The sequence below is a fragment of the Amycolatopsis sp. NPDC051061 genome (assembly GCF_040682935.1).
GTDB lineage: Bacteria > Actinomycetota > Actinomycetes > Mycobacteriales > Pseudonocardiaceae > Amycolatopsis.
Window position 1 is genome coordinate 1 of the sequence record NZ_JBFBBZ010000028.1, and the last position, 24,004, is coordinate 24,004.

The following is a 24,004-nucleotide window of genomic DNA, read 5'->3' on the forward strand; positions in this document are numbered from 1 at the left end:
ACCGGCATCGCCTACGACGAACACACTGCCTGGTCGCATCACGCCGAGAACGTCGCCGCTTGACATCTACGCTCCTGGGATGTCTTTCATGACGTCCCGCCCGGCAAACGCGACGTTGCCGGGGCCCTGTCGTCCGATGACATGGCCGAGTCGTTCATGTCATCCACAGCGGTGCGCGCCCCACTGGACCACCGCCCCGCCCTGCTCTGCCCCCGCCCCCGGCGCGGCTCAAGCCGGTGCCGTCACCCCGAACTCCACCTCCGAGGTCTGCACCGTCCCCGCCGTCCGGCCCGGCGCCGTGTGGAACTGCCAATACAGGTTCGTGTGCGCGATGACCGCGCCCGGCTCCGGATTCCCGTACGCCGACAAATCCTCCGTTGTGTGCGCGTCGGCCACCAATGTCGCGTCGTAGCCGCGGGTGATCGCGCCGTGGAGGGTGGACCTGATGCACGCGTCCGTCTGGGCTCCCGCCACCACCAGCTTGCCGATGCCGCGCGCCGCCAGCACCGCCTCCAGGTCGGTGTCCTCGAACGAGTCGCCGTAAGCCTTGTGCACCAACGGTTCCGGCTCGCGGCGCGCCAGCTCCGGCACGTACTCCCACACCTCGCTCCCGCGGGGGAGCTCCTCGCTCGTGTGCTGCACCCACACCACCTCGGCCCCGCCCGAACGCGCCTTTTCGACCAAGGCGACGAGGTTCGCGAGGACGGCCGAACGGTCGTGAGCCCCCTTCATCACGCCGTTCTGCACGTCGACGATCAGCAGAGCGGTGTTCGGGCGATCGGTCAATGTCGTCATGCCGCCCACCCTAAACGCGGGCACCGACAGTTTCCGCGACGTAGCATGACCCGCCATGGACTACGGGATGCTGCTGCTCGGGGTCGTCCTGCTCGTCGTGGTCGTCGGCTTGGGCTCGTCGGCCACCGAACGCAGGCTCAGCCGCCGGCTCGAGCGGATGGAACGGAAGCTGGACGCCATCGTCGCTCAGCTCGGCGTGACCGTCGAAGAGCCGGGGCTCGCCGAGGTCACCGCCCTGCTGCGCGACGGCAAGAAGATCCAGGCGATCAAGGCCTACCGCGAGAACACGGGCGCGGACCTCAAGGAAGCGCGCGACGCCGTGGAGCGGCTCGCTTAGGGCGCCCCGCCGACGTGCTTCGCCGACACCGCTTCCCACACGGAGTCGAAGTCGTCGTAGCGGTCGCCGTGGGGCAGGCCGCCGAGCGAGCCGAGCACGGAGTCGCCGCCGCCGGCCGCGGCCGCGCACCGCAGGAGCTCCGCGCGGTCGCACGGGTATTCGGTCTCGGCCAGGTGCTGTTCGAGGCTGGAACGGTCCGGTGCAGGCATGATCCTCGCGTACCCGCCGCGAACGGCCCGAAAACTCAGCCTACGACGATCGTGTGGTCCCCGCGCGGCACGAGCTCCCCGATCACCGGGTGGCCCGGCAGCTCCCCGGCGACCAGCAATCCGCCGGACGTCTGCGCGTCGGCCAGCAGCAACGCCTCGTCCTCGGAGATCCGGGACAGGTCGACGTGCGGGCGCACCCAGTCGAGGTTGCGGCGCGTGCCGCCGCTGACGTACCCGTCGCGCAGGGCCTCGCGCGCGCCGTCCAGGTAGGGCACGGCCGCCGGGTCCAGGCGGGCCGTGACGCCGCTGGCCCTGGCCAGCTTGTGCAGGTGGCCGAGCAGGCCGAAGCCGGTGACGTCGGTGGCGCAGACGGCCCCGGCGGCGAGTGCGGCGCGGGCAGCGTCGTCGTTCAACGTCGTCATGACGTCGATCGCCTGCGCGAACCGTTCGCCGGTGGCCTTGTGCCGCGAGTTCAGCACGCCGACGCCGAGCGGCTTGGTCAACGTCAGCGGCACGCCCGCGCGGCCGGCGTCGTTGCGCAGCAGCCGCGCGGGATCCGCGACGCCGGTGACGGCCAGCCCGTACTTCGGCTCCGGGTCGTCGATGCTGTGCCCGCCGGCCAGGTGGCAGCCCGCCTTGCCGCAGACGTCGAGGCCGCCGCGCAGCACCTCGCCCGCCAGCTCGAACGGCAGCGTCTCCCGCGGCCAGCCGAGCAGGTTGACCGCCACCACCGGCGTGCCACCCATGGCGTAGACGTCGGAAAGCGCGTTGGCCGCGGCGATCCGCCCCCAGTCGTAGGCGTCGTCGACGACCGGGGTGAAGAAGTCGGTGGTCGCGATGAGCGCGGTCGAGCCCGAGATCCGGACGACGGCCGCGTCGTCACCGGTGTCGAGGCCGACGAGCAGCTCGCCGGCCGGGTCGGTGGGGGAGCTGCCGGTGAGGCCGCGGACGGCCTCCTCCAGCTCGCCGGGCGGGATCTTGCACGCACAGCCACCGCCGTGCGCGAACTGCGTAAGTCGGAATTCCACGCTGTTCATCGTGCCCGCCGGGCGCAACCTTGGCAGGATGGCCGCATGGTGCAGGGAGGCGTATCCGGCCTGGTGACCGGCACGGTCTTCAAAACCGGTGAACGGCAGGTCCTGTCGTTGGCGGGTTCGATTCCCGTCCGCCTCCGCCATGCCTGACCCCCGCCGCGCGATCCCGCGGACCGACGCGGTGCTGGCCGAGCCCCGGATCGCCAAGGCAGCCGAGACACTCGGCCGGGACCTGGTCAAATCCGTCGTCACCGACGTGCAAAAGGCCGCGCGGGCCGGGGAGATCGGCCCGGCCGACGTCGTCGACGTCGTGCTCGCGCGGCTCCCGGCGAGCGCCGCGTCGCTGCGGCCGGTGGTCAACGCGACCGGCGTCGTCGTGCACACCAACCTCGGCCGGGCCCCGCTGTCGCCGGCCGCGCTCGACGCCCTGGTCGCGGCCGGCGGCGCCACCGACGTCGAGTTCGACCTGGCGACCGGCGAGCGGGCGCGGCGCGGGCGGGGCGCCCTCGCGGCGCTGGCCGCCGCCGTCCCGGACGCCGGGGGCGTGCACGTCGTCAACAACAACGCGGCCGCCCTGCTGCTCTGCGCGCTCGCGCTGGCCCCGGGCCGGGAGATCGTGGTCAGCCGGGGCGAGCTGGTCGAGATCGGCGACGGCTTCCGCATCCCCGACCTCCTGGCCTCGACCGGCGCCCGGCTCCGCGAGGTCGGCACGACGAACCGGACGTCCATCCGGGACTACGCCGGCGCCCTCGGCCCGGACACCGGGTTCGTGCTGAAGGTGCACCCGTCGAACTACCGGGTCACCGGCTTCACGTCGGAAGCGACGCTCGGCGAGCTGGCCGGCCTCGGGGTGCCCGTGGTCGCCGACATCGGGTCCGGCCTGCTGGCCCCCCACCCGCTCCTACCGGACGAGCCGGACGCCGCGAGCGCGCTGCGGGCGGGCGCCACGGTCGTCACGGCCAGCGGCGACAAGCTGCTCGGCGGCCCGCAGGCCGGCCTGCTGTTCGGCGCCGCGGACGTCGTCGAACGGTTGCGGCGGCACCCCGCCGCACGGGCGTTGCGCGTCGACAAGCTGACCCTCGCCGCGCTCGAAGCGACCCTTCGCGGGCCGCGGCCGCCGGTGCGCGCCGCTCTCGACGCGTCCGTCCCGCGTCTCCGAGAGCGGGCGGAGGCCCTGGTCGGGGCGCTGGACGGCGTCGACGCCCGGGTGGTCTCGGCCACCGCGGCCGTCGGCGGCGGGGGAGCACCCGGCGTCGAACTGCCCAGTGTCGCGGTGAGCTTGCCCGCGCGGTACGCCGTCGCGCTGCGGACGGGCGAGCCCGCGGTCGTCGGCCGGGTCGAGCGGGACCGGTGCCTGCTCGACCTGCGGACCGTGCGGCCGGAAGAGGACGCGAAGCTCCTGGAAGCCGTCCGCCGATGCGGGTGATCGTCACCGCCGGGCACGTCGACCACGGGAAGTCCACGCTGGTCCGCCGGCTGACCGGGATGGAGCCGGACCGGTGGGCCGAGGAGCGCCGCCGCGGGCTCACCATCGACCTCGGGTTCGCCTGGACGCGGATCGGCGGCGAGGACGTCGCGTTCGTGGACGTGCCGGGCCACGAACGGTTCGTGCCGAACATGCTGGCCGGCGCCGGACCCGCGCCGGCGGTGCTGTTCGTGGTCGCGGCCGACGAGGGCTGGATGCCGCAGTCGGCCGAGCACCTCGCCGCGCTCGACGCGTTCGGCGTCCGGCGCGGTCTGCTGGTCGTCACCAAGGCCGACCGGGCCGATCCGGCGGCCGCGACCGAAGCCGCCTTGCACGAGATCGGCGAGACGTCGCTGGGAGCCGTGCCGAGCGTCGCCGTCAGCGGGACCACCGGCGCGGGCTTCGACTCGCTGCGCGCGGCGATCGCCGCGCTGACCGGTGGTCTGCCGGCGCCCGACCCCGGCGCCGACGTGCGGTTGTGGATCGACCGGGCGTTCACCGTTTCGGGGGCGGGCACGGTCGTCACGGGCACCCTCGCCGCGGGGACGATCGCCGTCGGCGACGAGCTGCTGCTCGGGGACGCGCGGGTGAAGGTCCGCGGCCTGCAGGCGCTCGGCGAGCCGCACGATCGGGTGACGGCCGTGGCCCGGGTGGCGGTGAACCTGCGCGGTACCGCGCGCGCCGGCGTCGGCCGCGGCGATGTCCTGCTCACGCCGGGCCGGTGGCACGCGACGGCCGAGTTCGACGTCCGGCTGCGCGCCGCGGACGTCCACCGGAACCTGGTGCTGCACTTCGGTACCGCGGCGGTCCCGGTGCGCGTCCGTCCACTGGGGACGGACACCGCACGCCTCACGACGGCGTCCGCGCTGCCCCTGCGCGTCGGCGATCGCGGTCTGCTGCGCGACCCCGGCGAGCACCGGATCGCCGCCGGGTTCGACGTCCTGGACGTCCGGCCGCCGTCATTGGGCCGCCGTGGCGCGGCGCGGGCGCGGGGCGCTGAGCTGGCCTCGCCCGACCTCGCTCGGACTTACCTGCGTCGCCACGGTTTCGTGCCGGCCGCGGACTTCGCGGCGATGGGCCTGCCCGAGACGGGCGACCGGGTGAGCGGCTGGCGCGTCGACCCGCCGCGGTTCGCCGAGCTGCGCGTCGAGGCCGCGGCGATCGTGCGGGCCTGGGACGCCCTCGCCGCGGGCATGCCGGTGGAGGCGCTGCGGCAGCGGCTCGACTTGCCCGCCGCGGACCTGGTCGGCCCGCTGCTGGCGGGTAGCGGGTTCGAGGTGGCGGGCGGGCTCGTCCGGCGACCCGGCGCGGGCCTCGCCCCGGCCGTCGAGAAGGCCCTGGAGACGGTGGCGAAGAAGCTGGCCGAGCACCCGTTCCGCGCCCCGGAGGCCGACGAGCTGCGGGAGCTGGGCCTGGGCCGCCGCGAGCTGGCGGCGGCCGTCCGCCTCGGCCGGCTGACGGCGGTGGCCGACGGCGTGGTGCTGGGGCCGGACGCACCCGAGCGAGCGGTCGCCGAGCTGCGCGGGCTGCCCCAGCCGTTCACGGTTTCGGAGGCCCGGCGGGCGCTGGACAGCACGCGCCGGGTGATGATCCCGCTGCTGGAACGCCTCGACGCGGCCGGCTTGACGGAGCCCCTCGGCGACGGAACCCGCCGGATGCCGGACCGTCGCGAATGACTCATTCGCGGCATCTCGTCGGGCCCGGGCCGGGGTCGCTCCCGGCTGGAACGACATGAAAGGGTCGTTCATGTCGTCCGGCGCGGTGAACGACTCTTTCATGACGTCGCGGACCAGCAGCCGCCGCACGGGTGGTTGAACCTGCGTTTCGCGGGTATCGCTACTACCGTGCCAGGTATGAGCGTCCGGAAGTGGATCGAAGGCTGGCCGGTGTACCGGCAGCTGACCGGTCCCGACCGGACGGCGCGCGCGGCGGCGGCCAAATCGGATGGTTCGGAAAACTGGCACGCCCGCACCGAAGACGCCGACAAGGTGGTCAAGTCGATCTGCCCGTACTGCGCCGTCGGCTGTGGCCAGAAGGTCTACGTCAAGGACGGCCGCGTCACGCAGATCGAAGGCGATCCCGACTCGCCCATCTCCCGCGGCCGGCTGTGCCCGAAGGGGTCGGCCAGCAAGCAGCTCGTGACCAGCCCGAGCCGGGTCACCGAAGTCCTCTACCGCCGCCCGTACGGCACCGACTGGGAGCGCCTGCCCCTCGACCGGGCGATGGACATGATCGCCGACCGGGTCCTCAAGACCCGCGACGAGACGTGGCAGGACGCCGACGACCAGGGTCGCAAGCTCAACCGCACGCTCGGCTTCGCCAGCCTGGGCGGCGCGACGCTGGACAACGAAGAGAACTACCTGATGAAGAAGCTGTACACCGCGCTCGGCGCGATACAGATCGAAAACCAGGCTCGTATTTGACACTCCGCCACGGTTCCCGGTCTGGGGACCTCCTTCGGTCGTGGAGGCGCCACGACGTTCCAGCAGGACCTCGCCAACGCCGACTGCATCGTCATCCAGGGCTCGAACATGGCCGAGTGCCACCCGGTCGGGTTCCAGTGGGTGATGGAGGCGAAGGCCCGCGGCGCGAAGATCATCCACGTCGACCCGCGGTTCACCCGCACCAGCGCGGTTTCGCACGTCCACGCGGCGTTGCGCGCCGGGACGGACATCGCGTTCCTCGGCGGCCTGATCAACTACGTCCTGTCCGAAGAAAAGGACTTCCGGGAGTACGTGCTCGCCTACACGAACGCGGCCGCCATCCTGCGTGAGGACTTCGGAGACACCGAAGACCTCGACGGCGTCTTCTCGGGCTACGACCCCGAGCGCCGCCAGTACGACATGACGACGTGGGAGTACGAAGGCGCGGCGACGGTGCCGGCGGCCGGGTCGACCGACCCCGAGCAGCCGGGCGAGCCCGGCTCGGAGAGCCAGCACGGCGGCGAAGGCCACCAGAGCACAGCCCGGGCCGACACCTACGGCAGCGGCGGAGCGGCGGTCGGTGCCAAGCCGAAGACCGACGAGACCCTGCAGCACCCGCGGTGCGTCTTCCAGGTGCTCAAGCGTCACTTCGCCCGGTACACGCCGGAGATGGTCGCCGACGTCTGCGGCCTGCCGGTCGAGCAGTTCACCGAGATCGCCGAGGCGGTCACCGCGAACTCCGGCCGCGACCGGACGACGGCGTGGGTGTACTCGGTCGGCTGGACGCACCACACGGTCGGCGCGCAGTACATCCGCACGGCGTCGATCCTGCAGACGCTGCTCGGCAACATCGGCCGGCCCGGCGGCGGCATCCTCGCGCTGCGCGGCCACGCCAGCATCCAGGGCTCCACCGACATCCCGACGCTGTTCAACCTGCTGCCCGGCTACATCCCGATGCCGCACGCGCACCAGCACCAGAGCCTCGACGAGTTCGTCGCGGCCGACGCCGGCAAGACCGGGTTCTGGGGCAACATGCGCTCGTACACGGTCAGCCTGCTCAAGTCGTACTGGGGCGAGTCGGCGCAGCCGCACAACGACTTCCGGTTCGGCTACCTGCCGCGGCTGACCGGCGACCACGGCACGTACGCGACCGTGCAGAAGCAGATCGAGGGGGAGTGCAAGGGGTACTTCCTGGTCGGGGAGAACCCGGCGGTCGGCTCGGCCAACGGCAAGTTCCAGCGGCTCGGCCTGGCGAACCTCGACTGGCTGGTCGTCCGCGACCTGCAGATGATCGAGAGCGCCACGTTCTGGAAGGACGGCCCCGAGATCGAGACCGGCGAGCTGAAGCCGGACGAGATCGGCACGGAGGTCTTCTTCCTGCCCGCCGCCGCGCACACCGAGAAGGACGGCAGCTTCACCAACACCCAGCGGCTCCTGCAGTGGCACCACAAGGCCGTCGAGCCGCCCGGCGACGCCCGCAGCGACCTGTGGTTCTACTACCACCTGGGCCGGATCATCCGGGAACGGATCGGCGACGACCCGCGGGACGCGCCGATCCGCGACCTCACCTGGAACTACCCGGTCGAAGGCGAGACCGACGACCCCAGCGCCGAATCCGTGCTCGCCGAGATCAACGGCCACGGCCCGGACGGCCCGCTGTCGGCGTACACGCAGCTGAAGGACGACGGGTCGACCGCGTGCGGTTGCTGGATCTACTGCGGTGTCCGTGCCGACGGGAAGAACCAGGCCGCGAACCGGCAGCCGGGCAGCGAGCAGGACTGGGTCGCGAAGGGCTGGGCCTGGGCGTGGCCGGCGAACCGGCGGATCCTCTACAACCGCGCGTCGGCCGACCCGGACGGGAAGCCGTGGAGCGAGCGGAAGAAGCTGCTCAGCTGGGACGCCGAGCAGGGCAAGTGGGTCGGCCCGGACGTCCCGGACTTCGAGCCGACCAAGGCGCCGGACCACGTGCCGCCCGAGGGGGCGAAGGCACAGGACGCGCTCGGCGGGCGGGACCCGTTCATCATGCAGACCGACGGCAAGGCGTGGCTCTACGTCCCGGCGGGCCTGGCCGACGGCCCGCTGCCGGCGCACTACGAGCCGTTCGAGAGCCCGGTGGAGAACGCCCTGTACAGCCAGCAGGAGTCGCCGACGCGGCAGACCCTCGAGAGCCCGTCGAACCCGTACAACCCGGCGCGGAGCGCGGTCTACCCGTACGTGTTCACCACCTACCGGCTCACCGAGCACCACACGGCCGGCGGGATGAGCCGGACGCTGCCGTACCTGTCGGAGCTGCAGCCGGAGTTCTTCTGCGAGGTCTCCCCGGCCCTGGCCGCCGAACGCGGCCTCGAGAACGGCGGCTGGGCGACGATCGTCTCCGCGCGGACGGCGATCGAGGCCCGCGTCCTCGTGACCGACCGCGTGAAGCCGCTGAAGGTCCGCGGCCGGACGATCCACCAGATCGGCCTGCCGTATCACTGGGGCCCGAACGGCCTGTCCCGCGGCGACGCGGCCAACGACCTCCTCTCCATCGTGATGGACCCGAACGTGCACATCCAGGAATCCAAGGCGGCCACCTGCGACATCCGGCCGGGACGACGCCCGCGCGGCGCCGCGCTGCCGGAGTTCGTGGCCGAGTACCGGAAGCGAGCCGATGGCTGACTACGGCACCCAGCCCCGGATGGGGTTCTTCACCGACACGTCGGTGTGCATCGGCTGCAAGGCCTGCGAAGTGGCGTGCAAGGAGTGGAACGGCGTGCCCGAATCGGGCGGGCTCGACCTCCTGGGCATGTCCTACGACAACACCGGCGCGCTGGGTTCGAACACCTGGCGGCACGTGGCTTTCGTCGAGCAGCCGAAGCCGGTCGAATCCACTGAGCCCACCGAGTCCACAGTGGACCTCGGGATGCCGGACGTCGGCGCGCCGGGCCAGGACGACCCCGGCGTGCGCTGGCTGATGTCGAGCGACGTCTGCAAGCACTGCACCCACGCCGCCTGCCTCGACGTCTGCCCGACCGGCTCGCTGTTCCGCACCGAGTTCGGCACCGTCGTCGTGCAGCAGGACATCTGCAACGGCTGCGGCTACTGCGTCCCGGCGTGCCCCTACGGCGTCATCGAGAAACGCGAAAGTGACGGCCGCGCCTTCAAGTGCACGCTCTGCTACGACCGGCTCGGCGCGGGCATGGAACCGGCGTGCGCCAAGGCGTGCCCGACCGACTCCATCCAGTTCGGCGAGCTGGACGAGCTGCGCGAACGCGCCGACGAGCGGGTGAAGACGCTGCACGACTCGGGCGTGCCGGAGGCCCGGCTCTACGGCCGTGACCCGGACGACGGCGTCGGCGGCGACGGCGCGTTCTTCCTGCTGCTGGACGAACCCGAGGTCTACGGGCTGCCGCCGGACCCGGTGGTCACGACCCGGGACCTGCCCGCGATGTGGAAGCGGGCCGCGGTGACGGCGGCCGGCGTGGCCGTGGCGGTCGCGGCGTCGTTCCTGGGACGGCGTCGATGAGCCCGCGCCGTGAACGGACGATGGTCGAGCCCGCCGAATTCAAGTCCTACTACGGCCGGCCGATCCTCAAGGAGCCGGCCTGGAAGCAGCCGGACGTCCCGCTGTACCTGTTCCTCGGCGGCGCGGCGGGCACGTCGGCCATGCTGGCGGCGCTCGCCGACGTCACCGGGCGCCCGGGCCTGGCCCGCGTCGGCAAGCTGGTCGCATCCGGCGGGTCGATCGCGAGCGTCGGGGCGCTGGTCCACGACCTGGGGAAGCCGACGCGGTTCCTGCACATGCTGCGGGTGCTGAAGCCGACGTCGCCGCTGTCGGTGGGATCCTGGATCCTCTCGCCGTTCTCCGGGCTGGCCGCGGTGGCGGCGGCGTCCGAGGTGACCGGGCGCCTGCCGCGGATCGGCCGGCTGGCGGGGGCGGCCGCGGGCGTGCTCGGTCCGGCGATGTGCACGTACACGGCGGTCCTGCTGGCGGACACGGCGACGCCGTCGTGGCACGAGGCCCACGGCACGCTTCCGGTGCTGTTCGCGGGCAGCGCGCTGACGAGCGGCGCGGGTGCGGCCCTGCTGGCGGTTCCGGCCGGCGAGGTCGGCCCGGCGGTCCGGGCCGGTCTGGTGGGGGCGGTCGCGGAGCTGGTGGCCGAACACCACCTGGAGACCGGGCTGGGCCTGGTGTCGGAGCCGTACCGGACGGGCCGCGCGGGTAAGCTGCTGAAGGCGGCGAAGGCACTGACGGCGGCCGGGGCGGGTCTTTCCCTGCTGGCGCGGCGAAACCGGGCGGCGAGTGTCCTGGCGGGAGCGGCTTACCTGGCTTCCGGACTGTGCACGCGGTTCGGCGTCTACGCGGCGGGAGTGGAGTCCACAAAGGACCCAAAGTACGTGGTGATCCCGCAGCGGGAGCGGCTCGAACGCCGGTCCGAAGGGCGCTGAGACAAGAAACTGCCGCACCCCGGGTTCCGGGGTGCGGCAGCGGCAGGACTACGGATCAGTCCTTGTCCTTGACGCCCTTGACGGCGTCCTTGATCTTCTCGCCGGCCTGCTTGAGCGAGCCCTTGGCCTGGTCGGACTTGCCCTCGGCCTGCCACTGCTCGTTGCCCGTGGCGTCGCCGACGGTTTCCTTCGCCCGGCCCTTGAGCTCTTCGCCCTTGTTCTCGATCTTGTCGTTCATGGGTGCACCTTCCGTCATGGCGACATTTCCGGTTCGGCCAGTCGCCAAAAGGGCCTTGACCCTCGATTACCCACTTGCCGGGCGCGTACACATCACAACCGGACGAGCGCCGTGAGGACCGTCACCCCCACGAGGAGCCACGCGACGTAGTCCCCGACGTGGCCCGAATGGCCGCGGTGCAGGACATCGAGGGCCGCCCGGACCGGCCGCGGCCAGGACGGGAGCCGGTGCGGCCAGAGGGCCGCTGCGGCGATGCCGAGGGCCAGCAGCACCGTGATCCCGCTGAACAGCAGCCCGGACGACGTCCACTCCGCCGTCGCCGGTGGCAGCGACCCGGGTGACCCGGCGGCGGGCAGGACGTCGTGCAGGTACCCGGCGCGGTCCGCTTCCTGGCGCCCGGCCGTGACGGCGGCTCCTCGCAGCCAGGGGACGGCGAGTGCGGTGGCCAGCACCGCGACGATCGCGCCGGTCATCGTCGCCGGGGTGCGCTCGATGCGGCCGCCCGTCTCGGGCTCTTCGTCGGTCCCGTCGGTCCGCTCGCCGTCGTCCCGGCGCGGGGGCCGACCCAGTCCGAAGTAGACACCCAGGCCGGCGCGCAGCACCGCGGCCGCCGTCACCGCCGTGACGACCACGGACACCGCCACCAGCCAGCCGTACCCGGTGTGCTCGAGCGCGTGTTCCGCGACGTCGTTGCCGAACGCGACGCCGAACGGCGGCAACCCGGCCAGCACCAGCGCCGCGAGCACAAACAGCCCGCCTTCGAGGCGCGAATGCCCGCACTTGCCGAACAGCTCGTCCTCGTCGACGCTGCCGTAGCGGTCCTTGAGCACCCCGACGAGCAGGAACAGCGCCGCCTTGGCCCCGGCGTGCCCGGCCACCGCCAGCACGAACCCCGTGCCGGCCGCGCCGTCGGCGGCGGCCAGGCCGCAGAGGAACAGGCCGGTGTGCGCGATGGTCGAGTAGGCCAGCAGCCGTTTCAGGTGGCGCTGGGTGAAGCACAGGACGGCGCCGAGCAGCGCGCTGCCGATTCCGAGCACCAGCAGCACCCGGGCGAACGCGCCGTCGTCGAGCACGCCGCCGAACACCGTGCGCCGCACCCGCAGCACGCCGTAGACGCCCAGTTCGACCATCACACCGGAAAAGAGCACGCACACCGGCGTCGGCGCGACCGCGTGCGCGTCGGCGAGCCAGAAGTGGAACGGCACCGCGGCCGCCTTGACCAGCAGGCCGGTGCAGACGAGCACGAACGCGGCGAGCACCAGCGCGTCCGCGGGTTTCCCGTCGAGGGCGACGCCGAGCTGGGCCAGCCCGAGCTGCCCGCCGCGCGCGTAGAGCAGGCCGATGCCCATCAGCGTGAAGTACGCGCCGAGCGAGTTCACGACGCCGAAGTTCAGCGCGCCCTGGACGGAGTCGGCCTCCTCGACGCGGTACCCGGTCAGCGCGTAGGCGACGCCGCTCATCAGCTCGAAGAAGACGAACAGGGTGAACAGGTCCCCGGTGAGCAGGAAGCCGAGCATGCCGGTGAGGAACAGCAGCATCATCGCGTGGTAGCGGGCTTCGACCGCCTGGAAGTAGCGCCAGCTGTAGACGAGCGCGCACGTCGTCAGGAACGACGCCAGCAGGGCCAGCGTGGTGTTGAGACCGTCGGCGGCCATGACGATGCCGAGGGACCGGGCGCCGTCGGGCCGCTGGCCGCCGAGCCAGCTCACCACCCGGCCGTGCTGGACGCCCACGAGCAGCACCGCGGTCAGGACCGTGACGGCCAGCGCCGCGGTCGTCGCGATAGCGTCGGCCACCACCCGCGGCAGCTTCACGCCCAGTCCGAGCAGCACGCACGCGGCCAGCAGCGGCAGGGCGACGACGAGGGCCGGGAGCGCGGTCATCGCCTCAGCCGCGCAGCGCGCGCAGCTCGTCGGGATCGACCGTCCCGTGGCGCTGGGAGATCTGGATGGTCAGGCCGAGCAGGAGTGCGGTGATCGTCGCCGACACGACGATGTCGGTGAGCGTCATCGCCTGCACCATCGGGTCGACGACAGGCTGCCGCTGGTCCTGGACGACGATCGGCGCGCCGGCCCGGTCCTGGTAACCGATCCCGAGCAGCAGCACGTACGTCCCGGCTTGGGCCACCGAGAGCGAGACGACGGTGTGGACGAGGTGCCGGCTGCGCACGATGCCGATCGCGCCGATCAGCAGCAGCCAGCCGGCGACTCCATAACAGGCCATCCCCACCATCACGGGGTCTCCTCGCGGATCAGGCCCTGGCCGAGGAACTGCGCCAGCAGCACCACGAGCCCGGCGGCGACCTCGATCCCGATCAGGACGCTCAGGACCGGGACGGTGCCGGCCGACACCAGCGAGCCGAACTCGCCCTTCGGCAGGACGTTGGCGAGGAACGCGCCGCCGGCGACCAGCCCGGCGAGCCCGGCGACGACGTACAGGCCGGTCGCCGCCGCCTCGGCGTACTCGCACCAGTCGATCGGGCGCAGCCGCGCGAGCGCCGGGTAGCTGCCGGAGATGTAGAGCAGGTGCCAGCCGGTGGCCAGCACGACGCCGCCCTGGAAGCCACCACCCGGGGTGAGGTGGCCGTGCGCGACGACGTCGATGCCGAGCAGCAGGGTCACCGGCAGCATCAGGTAGCCGGCGAGCTTGACCACGGGCATGACGTAGCCGCGCTGGGGCCCGATCCGCTGTCGTTCCTCTTTGGACGGTTGCAGCAGCGAGAGCGTGCCCACGACCGCCGCGGCGACGATGGTCTCCTCACCGAGCGTGTCCAGCGCGCGCAGGTCGAAGTTGATCGACGACACGAGGTTCGGCGTCGCGCGCGCGATCGCGGCGGGCAGGGCGAGGTCGCGGTAGACGTGCAGGGTGCCGCCGAACTCCGGCATCCGCAGGAACGCCGTCACGAGCAGCACGGCCACGCCGAGCGCGCCGGCCGCGCACAGCCACGTCCGGGCCCGCAGCGTCATCGCCCGCCCACCTTCCGGATGGTGAGCAGCACGAGCAGCGGCACCACGGCCGACCCGATGGCCAGTTCGGACAGCGCGACGTCCGGGGCCTGGAGTGCGACGAACACCAGCGCCAGGCACAGGCTGAACAGCGAGAGCGTGATCGCCTGGCGCCGCGGGTCCGAGGTGGCCACCACCGCGAACCCGGCGACGGCGACGAACGCGAGGGCGACCAGCAGCACGACCGTCGTCACGACGGCAGGTCCTCGTCGATCGCACCCTGCCGCTGCGCCTCGACGCGCCCGGCCGCGGACTGCAGGACCGGGCCGGTCACCGCCAGCAGGACGATGGTGAGCAAGATGGCGCCCGACGTCAGGGTCCAGCCGTTCGCGAGCGTCAGCCCGATCCCGACCAGCGGTCCGCCCAGCGTGGTCACCGGGGCGAGCAGGTGCAGCCGGTCGAGCAGGGTCCGGGCCCGCAGCATCGCCAGCGCCGAGACCACGACGACGGCGACGCCGGCGAAGACCAGGACCTGCGCGACGACCGTCATTCCGTCGTCCCCAGCAGCCGGATGAACAGGAGCGTGCCGGCGAAGGCCAGCACCGTCAGCGTCAGCGGCAGGATCACCGCGCTCGACGGACCGTAGGCCTGCACGAGCAGCAGCAGCGTGAGGACGGTGACCGGGCCGGCGAGCTGCAGCCCGGCGAGGCGGCCGAGGGCGTCACCGCGCGCGGCGAGCCACAGCGCCGGGCCGAGCCCGCCCACCATGAGCAGCACGGCGGCGATCAGCCAGCCGGTCACCGGCGCACCTGGTCCAGCACGCGCGAGTCACCCTCGAGCAGGCGGTGGACGACCAGGTCACGGCCGTCCGGCGGAGTGGCGACGACCATCGTGCCGGGCGTGCTGCCGACGACGACAGCCGCGCAGGCCGCCCGGGCTTCGTGAACCGCGTCGGGTTCGCCGGGCAGGGTCACCGTGTCGAACCGGCCCGCACGCGGGTGCCGCGCCACCTTGACCATGGCCTGGACGGACTCGCGGACCGCGGCCGCGGGTACCGCGAGCAGCCAGCGGACCCAGCGCGCCCGGGGCCGCCAGGTGCCCTCGACGGCCTTGCGCGCGGCGCGGGCGGCGAAGGCGCACGGCACCGCCGCGACGGCCGCGGCCACCACCTCCGGCAGCGACGGCGTCGACAGCGTCAGGACCCACAGGCCGGTCAGGCCGAGCCACCAGGGCAGCACCTCGGATGTCACCCGCACGCCGGGCGGGGTACCCCGCGGCCGTCCTCGCCAACCGGGTTCAGTGGGCGGGCAGGTGGCCGCCCATGCGCTCGATCCGCTGGATGGCCGGTTCCGCGAGGACGCCGTGGACCACCACCGAGACGGCGACGGCGAGCGCGCCGACCCGCCACAGCACGTCCTGGTGGTCGACCGGCAGCCGGTTGATCGCGTACGCGAGGTAGTAGAGCGTGCCGATGCCGCGGACGCCGAAGAACGCGATCGCCAGCTTCGCCGGCCGGCCCGCCGAAGACCCGAGCAGTGTCACCCAGCCGACCAGGGGCCGGACCACCAGCACGGCGACCACCGCGATCACCACTTCGAGGGGGCGGAGGCCGAGGAGGAGGCCGTCCCCGATACCCAGCCCCAGCCCCAGCAGGGCCAGCGGCACGAAGAGCCGTTCGAGCTGGTGGCCGAAGGCGTGCAGGACGCCGTGGTAGTCGTGCTCCCGCTCCTGCTTGCGGACGCAGACCGCCGCGGTGAACACGGCGACGAAGCCGTTGCCGTGGGCCAGCTCCGCCAGCGCGTACGGCAGGAAGGCCAGGGCCAGCAGGACCAGACCGTCGCCGTACTCGGCGAGCCGCAGCCGGTCCGACGAGGTGTGGAAGATCGCCCAGCCGAGCCCGCGCCCGGCGAGCAGACCCAGCACCACGCCGGTCGCGACGGGCAGCAGCAGGTCCACGAGCACCCAGGAGAGGTCCAGGTTCGGCCTGCTGCCCGCCATCGCCAGCCCGAGCAGGACGAACGGCATCGCCAAGCCGTCGTTGAGCCCCGCTTCGGTGGTCAGCGTGAAGCGGATTTCGTTGTTCCGGGCCAGGTCCGGCTCGACGTCGGGGTGCGGCACGCCGATGTCGCCCGCCAGCACCGGGTCGGTCGGCGCCAGCGCCGCGGCCAGCAGCAGTGCCACGCCCGGCGCCAGCGCGAGCCACCAGTGTCCCAGCGCGGCGATCGCGAGGATCGACAGCGGCATGGTCAGCGCGAGCAGCCGCCACGTCGAGCCCCAGCGCTTCAGGCCGAACGGGCGGTCGACGGACAGGCCGGCCCCGGCGAGCGCGACGAGAATACCCAGCTGGGTGAAGGACTCGACGCCTTCCAGGTGGGCGGCGGGATCGCTCCAGCCGTTGCCGTAGGGCGCGGGCAGCGGCAACAGACCCAGCACGATCCCGGCGACCAGCATCACCAGCGGCACCGAGAACGGCCGGTCGGCCACGAGCTTCGGCACGATCGCCGCGGCCAGGGCGAGCAGGCCGGCCACGCCGAACAGCACCGTCAACGACGACAAAGGGTCCTCCTGCCCGCTCGTGCCGTGCCGCCCGGGCGGGAGGTCCGTGAGCGGGACCCGGCCGAGCGTGAGCCGGGTTCCGCCGACGCCGCCCAGCCGGTGCGGATGCGGGTAGCGTGACCGGCAGGTGGCGTCGCGCCTCGGGTTCCCGGTGTGCGCGCGGCGAAACCGGGAGGAGGTGCCGTGACGGCGGCGAACGGGGCCGGGCGGCCCTGCCGGTTCTGTGGCACGGTGCGCGGCCCGCGGGTCCCCGGCAAGGCCGGGCCGATCTGCGTGGACTGCGTGCGCGCCGGGCTGCGGGTGGCGCGCGACGGCGCCGACCGGGAGACCCCGGGCGGGAACGTGCTGGCGGCGGTGACGTCGCCGCTGGCCGCGGTCTGCGAGTTCTGCGGTCGCCGCGAACGCCGGACGTTCCTCGGCCTGCGCCGTCCGCTGCTGCGCGTCACCTGCGCCCAGCGGGATGCCGTGATCTGCGTCGACTGCCTGGACCACGCCGGTGACGTCCTGAACCTCGCGCTGCGTCACTGACGGCGTTTCCGCCCCGGCGATCACGGGTAGCCGGACGCCCATGACGTCCACTCGGAAAAAGCTCGCGCGCCCGGCGACCGCTTCGGTGGCCGAGACCCTCCAGGTCGCGCTCCAGGTGGCGTTGCCCACGCTGGCCGGCGGGGTGATCAAACGTCGTCCTTCGGCGATGGCCCTGATGGGCAAGCTGCGGGCGGACCGTGCGGGCGTGAAGCTGCTGACACGGCTGCGCGAGAAACACGACGGGCGTCCGTTGAAGCTGCGCGTCCCCGGCCGGTCGGTCGGGATGGCCCTCGCACGCGAAGACGTGGAGAAACTGCTCGCCGGCGCGCCGACGCCGTTCAGTCCGTCCACAGTGGAGAAACGAGCCGCACTGGGCCACTTCCAGCCGCACGGCGTGCTCATCTCCGACGCGCACGACCGCCGGCTGCGGCGCAGTTTCACCGAGGCCGTCCTCGAGCCGGGACGCCCGCTGCACGAGCTGGCGACACCGTTCGCGCGCGCGATCGCGGAGGAGTCCGCCGCGCTGCTCGGCGAAGTCACGCACGAGCTGACCTGGGACACCTTCAACGTCGCCTGGTGGCGGCTCGTGCGGCGCATCGTGCTCGGTTCGGGCGCCCGAACCGACGAAACGCTCACCGACCTGCTGGAACGCCTGCGGCTGGACGCGAACTGGGCGTACCTGCACCCGCGGCGCAAGCAGGCGCGGGAGCAGTTCCGCGCCCGGCTCAGCGCCCACCTCGGCCGCGCCGAGCCGGGCAGCCTGGCAGCGGCGATCGCGTCCGTGGGCGACGACGGCACGGCCGTGGACCAGGTGGCGCACTGGCTGTTCGCGTTCGACGCGGCGGGCATGGCGACCTTCCGGGCCCTGGCCCTGCTGGCGACCCACCCGGCCGAGCTGGAGCGCGTCCGCACCGACGTGTCCGGCCTGGACCTCGCCGAGCCGCACCAGCTGCGCTTCCTGCGCGCGTGCGTGCTGGAGTCGGTCCGGCTGTGGCCGACGACGCCGATGCTGCTGCGCGAAACGACGGAGGAGACGTCGTGGGGCCCGGCGGGGACGACGGTGCTGGTCTTCACGCCGTTCTTCCACCGCAACGCGGGGCTGTCCTACGCCGACCGCTTCGACCCGGACCTCTGGCTCGACGGCCGGGCGGCGGAGAACCCGGCGCTGGTGCCGTTCAGCGCGGGCCCGGCCGTCTGCCCGGGCCGTGACCTGGTCCTGTTCTGCGCGAGCACGATGCTCGCGAACCTGGTGCGACAGCACGGTTTCGAGCAGGCGTCGGGGCCGGTACTGGCCCCCGAACGCCCGCTTCCGGCCGGCCTGGACAACTTCCACCTGAAGTTCAGGCTCCTCCCGGACTGAAGCGCCCCAATGTGGCCTTCGGTGCGTTCAACGCACCCAAGGCGGCCTTCGGTGCGTCGAACGCACCCAAGGCCGCCTTGGGGCGCTCGTCACCTCATGCCGAAGCCGTGAAGACGTACGACCCGGCGGGCACGAAGTACGACCTCGCCGCCGACGGTACCGCTTCCGGCGGCGCTACCACCGAACCCGGCTGCGACGTCGGCACCTGCACCGTCGCCGATGAACCGGCCGGGACCGTCACGCGCAGCGTCAGCTTCCCGGCCGAGACCGACCAGTCGCTGACCGCGCCGCCGTAGGGCGTCTCGTACGCCGACTTCGCCGACGTCAACCCGCCACCCGGCCGCGGCGCCACCAGCAGCGACGCGTACCCCGGGGACGCCGGCGAGAGCCCGCCGACCGAGCGGTACAGGAAGTCGCCCACCGAGCCGAGGCCGTAGTGGTTGAACGAGTTCATCCCCGGATCGTTGAACGAGCCGTCCGGCTTGATCCCGTCCCAGCGCTCCCAGATGGTCGTCGCGCCGTGGCCGATCATGTAGCCCCAGCCGGGGAAGTCCGGCTGCAGCAACACCTGGTACGCGACGTCCGCGTGCCCGTGCGCGGCCAGCACCGGCAGCAGGTTCTCCACGCCGAGGAAGCCGACGCTGAGATGACCGCCGGACGCCGCGACCTTCGCGGCCAGCTTGTCCGCCGCCGGCTGGACGCGTGCCGCGGGCAGCAGCCCGAACGCCAGCGCCAGGACGTACCCGGTCTGCGTGTTCGCCCCCACCGTGCCGTCCGCCTGGACGAACCGGTTCGTGAACGCCGCCCCGATCTGGTCGGCCAGGGTCCCGTACTTCGTCGCTTCGGCGGTGTGCCCGGTGGCCGCGGCCATCCGCGACACCAGCCGTGACGACCACGCGAAGAACGCCGTCGAGATCAGGTCCTGCGCGGTGTTGTCGTTGACGTTGAGCCAGTCGCCGTACGTCTGGTGGTCGCGGATCAGGTCCGCACCCGACGTCGAGCGCAGGTACTCGACCCACTTGACCATCGCGGCGAAGTGCTCGTTGATCACGCCGGTGTCGCCGTAGCGCTGCCACAGGGTGTAAGGCACGATGACGCCCGCGTCACCCCAGCCCGCCGTGCCCGAGCCGCTCAGCACGCCCGGCGCGACGTCGGTGAAGGACCCGTCGTCGTGCTGGGCGTCGACCAGGTCGTCGCTGAACTTGCCGAGGAAGTTCGCGACGTCGAGGTTGAACGTCGAGGTGCCGGCGAAGATCCCGATGTCGCCGGTCCAGCCGAGCCGCTCGTCGCGCTGCGGGCAGTCGCTCGGCACGGACAGCATGTTCGAGCGCTCACCCCACAGGATGTTGTGCTGCAGCTGGTTCACCAGCGCGTTCGACGTCGTGAACGTGCCGGTCTGCGCCCCGGAGGTCCACATCGCCCGGCCGGTCAACGTCGCTGCCGTCGGCGCCGCGGGCAGGCCGGTGAGCTCGACGTACCGGTAGCCGTGCACGGTGAACCGCGGCTCGTACGTCTCCGCGCCGCCGGTGCCCGCCAGGGTGAACCGGTCGGTCGCCTGCGCCGCGCGCAGGTTCGTCGTGTAGATCGTGCCGTCCGGGTTGAGCACCTCGGCGTGCCGCATGGTGACCGTGGTGCCGGCCGGGCCGGTCACCGAAAGCCGGTTCCAGCCGCTGAAGTTCTGGCCGAGGTCGGCCACCCAGACCCCCGGCTTCGGCTGGGTCCAGGAGACGGGCTTGAACTCCTGCTGCACCGTGACGCCGTTGTCCACTTGGGACACCAGATTCGGCTTCGCACCGGTCTTGACCCGGGGCGCCGCCCACGCACGGTCGTCGAAGCCGGGCCGGTCCCAGCCGTTCGCGAGCCGGGCGTCGTACGTTTCGCCCTGGTAGAGGTCGTCGGCGCGGATCGCGCCGTCGCCGGTCTTCCAGGTGCCGTCGGTCGCGACCGTGGTGGACGTGCCGTCGGTGAAGGTCAGCTTCAGCTGCGCGGAGTACCACGGCTCGGTGCCGTACTTCTGGCTGCCGGCGATGCCGATGCTGCCGGAGTACCAGCCGTTGCCGACCAGCGCGCCGAGGACGTTCTCGCCTTGGCGAACCTGCCCGGTGACGTCGGAAACGCGGTACTGCAGGCGTTTCGCGTAGTCCGTCCACCCGGGAGCGAGGACCTCGCCGCCGACCTTGGCGCCGTTGAGGTGGGTCTCCTGCAGGCCGAGCGCGGTGGTGAGCAGCCGTGCGTCCGCGACCGGCTTCGAGACCGTGAAGCTCTTGCGCAGCAGGGGAGCGGGGGCGCTCACGGCGACGTTCGCGCCCCACGGGCCGGTGCCGTACGCGGTCAAGGCCCGCGCCGCCACCCAGGACGCGTCGTCGAACCCGCGCTGCTGCCAGCCGTCCGGGCCGGTCTGGCTCGCTTTCCACGTGCCGTCCGTGCTCACCGTGGGTCCACCTTGGACGGTCAGCTTGGCGATCATCCCGGCCGGGCTCTGCGTGGTGTTCTCCGCGCGGACGGCGATGGTGTTCGTCCCGGCGGTCAGCAGGCTGCCGACGTCGATGACGGCAGCGGTCTTCCACGAGTCGGTGGCGCGCGGGGAGTCGCTGACCTGGGTGCCGTTGACCCAGACCGTGGCGGTGTCGTCGCCGGTCACGACGAGGGTGGCCTTCGACGGCGCCGCGGTCAGGTCGACGTTCTTCCGGAAGAACCGCGTGGCCGGGGGCACGCCGCCGACCGGATCGCCTTCGGGGTACCAGACCCAGCTGGCGCCGGCGAGGTCCGGACCGGCCGTGGCGCGGCCGAGGAAGGCGCCGGTCCATTCGGTGCCCGCGTCGCGCAGCGCCGTTTCGAAGCGCTGCACCGGGCTCCAGTCGCTCATCCGGCCTTCGCCGTCCCAGACGCGGACCTTCCAGGTGTAGGCGGTCAGCGACGCGAGGGCCGGGCCGCCGTAGGCGACGTCGGCCTGCTGCGCGGAGGCGACGCGGCCGCTGTCCCAGACGTCCTGACCGCCGGCGGACACCACGAGCTGGTAGGCCGACTGCCGTTGCTGCGCGGCCGAAGACGCCAGCTTCCAGCCGAACCGGGCTTGGGCCGGGTCGACGCCGAGAGGGTTGATCCGCTGCGCGGTCGTGGCGCTCGCGACCGAAAGCGGCGTCTTCGCCGAGCCGTTCGGGGTGCTGACGCCGCTGCCCCACGGCGCGGCGCCGTAAGTGCCGAGATCCGCGGCCGCGGCCCAGGTCCCGTCGGCGAAACCGGGTTGCTCCCAGCCGTCCGCCGCGGTGGTGGCGCTTTTCCAGCCGGCGCCGGTGGTCAGGTCGGTGGTGCCCGAGGAGGTCGTCACCCGCAGCCGCCCGAGCAAGCCGGCCGGGCCGCCGGCGTTGCGGACGGCGACGGCGAGGGTGTTGACGCCGGGAGCCAACGCGGGCCGCAGGTCCACGGGCAGCGCCGTCCGCCACGAGTCCGTGGTGCGGGCGGACGAGGCGAGGGGCTTGCCGTTGAGCCAGACGTCGGCGGTGTCGTCGCCGGTCACGACGAACTGGGCGTCGCTGACCGCGCCGGCGGGCGCGGTGAACGTCGTGCGGAAGTAGCGGGTCGCGGCCGGTGCGCTCACCCGGGCGTCGCCTTCCGGGTACCAGATCCAGTGCGCGCCGGCCAGGTCGACCGGTGGAGCCGCGCCGGCCGGGGGAACCGAGGCGGCGGACAGGACGAGGATCGCGGCGAGCGTGGTGGTGGTCGCGCGCCAGAGCTTCGAGGGCAGCATGCGGGCTCCCTTACGGCGGGGATGGGGGCGACGATATTTAAACGTTTCAATACAGCGTGATACGTGACTGTAATCACGTACTCACACGTTGGCAATACTCCACCGGGACGCATACCTGGTGAATCGCTTCGACGACTTGGGAATTCCTAAATCGTTTTAGGGGCGCCGAACGCCCCGATTCGCCGGGAATCGGGGCGTCCCCGCTCAGCCCTGGCGCCGCTTCCGCACCCGCACGGCCACGGTGACCGCCGCCGCGCCCAGCAGGATCAGCACTACCGGGAGCGCCGTGGGTAGCCACGGCCAGGCCCGGCCTTCGAAGGCGACGCGGTCGGTGGGCAGCTCCAGGACCTTCGCGGTCCAGCGCGCGGTCGCGACGTCCGTGCGGCGCGAGAGCGCGTTCACCGCGGTGTCGTAGGCGAAGCCGGGCCGGTCGTGGACGTATTCCGGGGCCGGGCCGCCGGGCGGAGGAGTGACCCCGCGCGTCGCGCCCGGCACGATCAGCCGGTCGAGGTCAGCCGACGCGAGGGACGCATGCGGCACGAAGGTCAGGCCGTGCCGCGACCGGATCGGGGCACCGTCGGCGCTCACGGCGAGTGTGCGCGAAGACAGCGACTGGCCTTCGGTGTCGAACACCGACGCGAGCTCGAGCTCGCCGACACCGTCGGCGAGCAGCACCCCGATCTCGTCCGGGTTCCAGCGGAAGGCGGCGTTGACGATCGCGGCCGCGTCCGGCATCGACGCCGGCGGGTGCACCGGCACCGTGGTGCCGTAGCGCGTCCAGCCGACCGCCTTCGCGGCGTCGGCCGCCACGTCGCGACCGGCCAGCCGCTCGACCCAGTGCAGCGTCCCGTCGATGCCGGACAGGATCCCGGCGGTGGTGACGACGTCGCCGTCGTCGACGAACCGCTGCCCGGGCACCCAGTGCACGGCCGGGTAGTCGCCGGCGAAGGCGTCGAGCTTCAGCCAGTGGGCGGTGGCCGGCCGGCCGTCGAGCAGACCGGTGGAGGCGAGCACGCCGCCGCCGTTGCAGACGCTCAGCAGCTTCGCGCCGTGGGTGGCCTGCGCGCGCAGCCAGCGCTTGACCGGCTCGGTGCTCGGCTCGCCGACGTCCGGGAGCGCGGGCACGACGACGAGGTCCGGCGCCTTCGGGCCGAGCCGGGCGGCGAGGTCGTCGAAGCTCAGGTCGGGGACGAGGTCGAGGCCGCCGGTCAGCGGCTTCGGTTCCCGCTTCGACGCGACGGTGTAGACGTTGAACCGGCCGGTCGCGGCGAGGATTTCGTATGGCGCGAGGGTGTCGGAGACGACGGCCCCCCGATCGCCGACGACGATTACCGCGGTGGGCTTGGCCGGGTCGTGGACCGGCGGCGTCGCGGCGGGCAGAGGCCGGTCCGGGCCGGGGGAGTAGAGAGCCCCGAACGCCGAGAGCGCGGCGATGGTCGCGCCGACGGCGGGGACGGCGAGCACGGCGACTACCAGGGCGAACCACTTCAGGACGGTTCGCATGTCAGTGCCAGTACTCGGCGCGGCGCCACACCATGGCGGCCAGCATCAGCGGGAACATGATCACGTGCCCGGCGACCATCAGGGTGGCGCCGTCGATCGCCTCGAGCCAGAACGGCACGAGCAGCAGGACGAACGGCAGGTACATGGCGGCGGCCATCTCGGCGATCCGCGGCCACGAGTGCCGGCGCAGCACCATGGCCGCGGTCATGGCGACGGTCATGTTCGTGGCCATGACGAGCGCGTCGACGTCCGCGCGCTCCAGCCAGGACGACGGCCAGAGCGGGTGGAGCGCCACCATGCCGATGAGCATGGCGGCGACCATCTCGACGTAGTGCCCGGTGAACCGGGCGAGTTTGCGGGTGGTGGTCCGGGGTGGGGCGGCGGTGGTCATCTCGGGTTCCCTCCAGTGCGGTTTCGCTCCTGGACGAGAATCCC

General features: G+C 72.7%; 23 protein-coding genes and 1 tRNA gene. 9 read left to right on the top strand and 15 right to left on the bottom strand.

The window, feature by feature from the left end; genetic code table 11:
• Positions 1 to 228: 228 nt before the first annotated feature.
• A complete protein-coding gene (locus AB0N03_RS32230) occupies positions 229 to 795 on the bottom strand; it encodes an isochorismatase family protein (RefSeq protein ID WP_364379423.1) in 567 nt (188 codons plus the stop codon).
• Positions 796 to 850: 55 nt separating this feature from the next.
• Between AB0N03_RS32230 and AB0N03_RS32235 the strand changes: the two genes are divergently transcribed.
• Positions 851 to 1,132, top strand: a complete 282-nt coding sequence (locus AB0N03_RS32235; protein WP_364379426.1) for a ribosomal protein L7/L12 — start codon at positions 851 to 853, stop codon at positions 1,130 to 1,132.
• Here the strand turns inward: AB0N03_RS32235 and AB0N03_RS32240 are convergent.
• Together AB0N03_RS32240 and selD are read right to left on the bottom strand one after the other, a co-directional pair.
• Positions 1,129 to 1,341 (bottom strand): DUF2795 domain-containing protein, encoded by a 213-nt coding sequence (locus tag AB0N03_RS32240; protein ID WP_364379429.1) that lies wholly within the window; start codon positions 1,339 to 1,341, stop codon positions 1,129 to 1,131. The two genes, AB0N03_RS32235 and AB0N03_RS32240, sit on opposite strands and share 4 nt — an antisense overlap.
• Before the next feature lie 35 nt (positions 1,342 to 1,376).
• Entirely contained in the window at positions 1,377 to 2,369 is a 993-nt protein-coding gene (gene selD / locus AB0N03_RS32245) for a selenide, water dikinase SelD (RefSeq protein WP_364379431.1), read from the bottom strand.
• Between the two features lie 54 nt (positions 2,370 to 2,423).
• On the opposite strand from selD, the gene AB0N03_RS32250 reads away from it, so the two are divergent.
• From AB0N03_RS32250 to nrfD, 6 genes are all read left to right on the top strand, one after another.
• Positions 2,424 to 2,518: transfer RNA gene (locus AB0N03_RS32250), tRNA-Sec, on the top strand.
• Positions 2,518 to 3,801, top strand: coding sequence for an L-seryl-tRNA(Sec) selenium transferase (selA, locus tag AB0N03_RS32255; protein WP_364379434.1), 1,284 nt, complete (start codon positions 2,518 to 2,520; stop codon positions 3,799 to 3,801). Before AB0N03_RS32250 ends, selA begins: the two co-directional genes overlap by 1 nt.
• Positions 3,792 to 5,516 (top strand): selenocysteine-specific translation elongation factor, encoded by a 1,725-nt coding sequence (gene selB, locus AB0N03_RS32260; protein WP_364379437.1) that lies wholly within the window; start codon positions 3,792 to 3,794, stop codon positions 5,514 to 5,516. Before selA ends, selB begins: the two co-directional genes overlap by 10 nt.
• Before the next feature lie 177 nt (positions 5,517 to 5,693).
• Positions 5,694 to 8,921: a formate dehydrogenase gene (gene fdh / locus AB0N03_RS32265; protein WP_364379440.1), complete on the top strand. Its 3,228-nt coding sequence runs from the start codon at positions 5,694 to 5,696 to the stop codon at positions 8,919 to 8,921.
• Positions 8,914 to 9,768: a 4Fe-4S dicluster domain-containing protein gene (locus AB0N03_RS32270; RefSeq protein ID WP_364379443.1), complete on the top strand. Its 855-nt coding sequence runs from the start codon at positions 8,914 to 8,916 to the stop codon at positions 9,766 to 9,768. Before fdh ends, AB0N03_RS32270 begins: the two co-directional genes overlap by 8 nt.
• Positions 9,765 to 10,691, top strand: a complete 927-nt coding sequence (gene nrfD, locus AB0N03_RS32275; protein WP_364379446.1) for an NrfD/PsrC family molybdoenzyme membrane anchor subunit — start codon at positions 9,765 to 9,767, stop codon at positions 10,689 to 10,691. Before AB0N03_RS32270 ends, nrfD begins: the two co-directional genes overlap by 4 nt.
• Before the next feature lie 55 nt (positions 10,692 to 10,746).
• On the opposite strand, the gene AB0N03_RS32280 is transcribed toward nrfD, so the two are convergent.
• From AB0N03_RS32280 to AB0N03_RS32320, 9 genes are all read right to left on the bottom strand, one after another.
• Entirely contained in the window at positions 10,747 to 10,929 is a 183-nt protein-coding gene (locus AB0N03_RS32280; protein ID WP_364379449.1) for a CsbD family protein, read from the bottom strand.
• Positions 10,930 to 11,021: 92 nt separating this feature from the next.
• Positions 11,022 to 12,812: a complex I subunit 5 family protein gene (locus AB0N03_RS32285; RefSeq protein ID WP_364379452.1), complete on the bottom strand. Its 1,791-nt coding sequence runs from the start codon at positions 12,810 to 12,812 to the stop codon at positions 11,022 to 11,024.
• A 4-nt stretch (positions 12,813 to 12,816) separates the two neighbouring features.
• Positions 12,817 to 13,161 carry a cation:proton antiporter subunit C gene (locus AB0N03_RS32290; RefSeq protein ID WP_364379740.1) on the bottom strand — a complete coding sequence of 115 codons (345 nt, stop codon included), beginning with the start codon at positions 13,159 to 13,161 and terminating at the stop codon, positions 12,817 to 12,819.
• Positions 13,161 to 13,895 carry an MnhB domain-containing protein gene (locus tag AB0N03_RS32295; protein WP_364379455.1) on the bottom strand — a complete coding sequence of 245 codons (735 nt, stop codon included), beginning with the start codon at positions 13,893 to 13,895 and terminating at the stop codon, positions 13,161 to 13,163. The genes AB0N03_RS32290 and AB0N03_RS32295 overlap by 1 nt, the downstream gene beginning before the upstream one ends.
• Positions 13,892 to 14,128 (bottom strand): hydrogenase subunit MbhD domain-containing protein, encoded by a 237-nt coding sequence (locus AB0N03_RS32300; RefSeq protein ID WP_364379458.1) that lies wholly within the window; start codon positions 14,126 to 14,128, stop codon positions 13,892 to 13,894. Before AB0N03_RS32300 ends, AB0N03_RS32295 begins: the two co-directional genes overlap by 4 nt.
• A complete protein-coding gene (locus AB0N03_RS32305) occupies positions 14,125 to 14,424 on the bottom strand; it encodes a monovalent cation/H(+) antiporter subunit G (RefSeq protein ID WP_364379461.1) in 300 nt (99 codons plus the stop codon). Before AB0N03_RS32305 ends, AB0N03_RS32300 begins: the two co-directional genes overlap by 4 nt.
• Positions 14,421 to 14,675, bottom strand: a complete 255-nt coding sequence (locus AB0N03_RS32310; protein ID WP_364379464.1) for a hypothetical protein — start codon at positions 14,673 to 14,675, stop codon at positions 14,421 to 14,423. Before AB0N03_RS32310 ends, AB0N03_RS32305 begins: the two co-directional genes overlap by 4 nt.
• Entirely contained in the window at positions 14,672 to 15,130 is a 459-nt protein-coding gene (locus AB0N03_RS32315) for a Na+/H+ antiporter subunit E (RefSeq protein WP_364379467.1), read from the bottom strand. Before AB0N03_RS32315 ends, AB0N03_RS32310 begins: the two co-directional genes overlap by 4 nt.
• Before the next feature lie 40 nt (positions 15,131 to 15,170).
• Positions 15,171 to 16,430, bottom strand: coding sequence for a cation:proton antiporter (locus tag AB0N03_RS32320; protein ID WP_364379470.1), 1,260 nt, complete (start codon positions 16,428 to 16,430; stop codon positions 15,171 to 15,173).
• A gap of 183 nt (positions 16,431 to 16,613) precedes the next feature.
• Between AB0N03_RS32320 and AB0N03_RS32325 the strand changes: the two genes are divergently transcribed.
• Positions 16,614 to 16,958, top strand: a complete 345-nt coding sequence (locus tag AB0N03_RS32325; protein WP_364379473.1) for a hypothetical protein — start codon at positions 16,614 to 16,616, stop codon at positions 16,956 to 16,958.
• 40 nt (positions 16,959 to 16,998) lie between these two features.
• Entirely contained in the window at positions 16,999 to 18,318 is a 1,320-nt protein-coding gene (locus AB0N03_RS32330; protein ID WP_364379476.1) for a cytochrome P450, read from the top strand.
• Positions 18,319 to 18,412: 94 nt separating this feature from the next.
• Here AB0N03_RS32330 and AB0N03_RS32335 read toward each other — a convergent pair whose 3' ends face one another.
• From AB0N03_RS32335 to AB0N03_RS32345, 3 genes are all read right to left on the bottom strand, one after another.
• Complete coding sequence (locus AB0N03_RS32335) at positions 18,413 to 22,066, bottom strand: family 78 glycoside hydrolase catalytic domain (RefSeq protein WP_364379479.1); 3,654 nt, start codon at positions 22,064 to 22,066, stop codon at positions 18,413 to 18,415.
• A gap of 204 nt (positions 22,067 to 22,270) precedes the next feature.
• Positions 22,271 to 23,569, bottom strand: a complete 1,299-nt coding sequence (locus tag AB0N03_RS32340) for a DJ-1/PfpI family protein (protein WP_364379482.1) — start codon at positions 23,567 to 23,569, stop codon at positions 22,271 to 22,273.
• A gap of 1 nt (position 23,570) precedes the next feature.
• On the bottom strand, positions 23,571 to 23,960 hold the full coding sequence (locus tag AB0N03_RS32345; RefSeq protein WP_364379485.1) for a hypothetical protein: 390 nt from the start codon (positions 23,958 to 23,960) through the stop codon (positions 23,571 to 23,573).
• Positions 23,961 to 24,004: the final 44 nt, after the last annotated feature.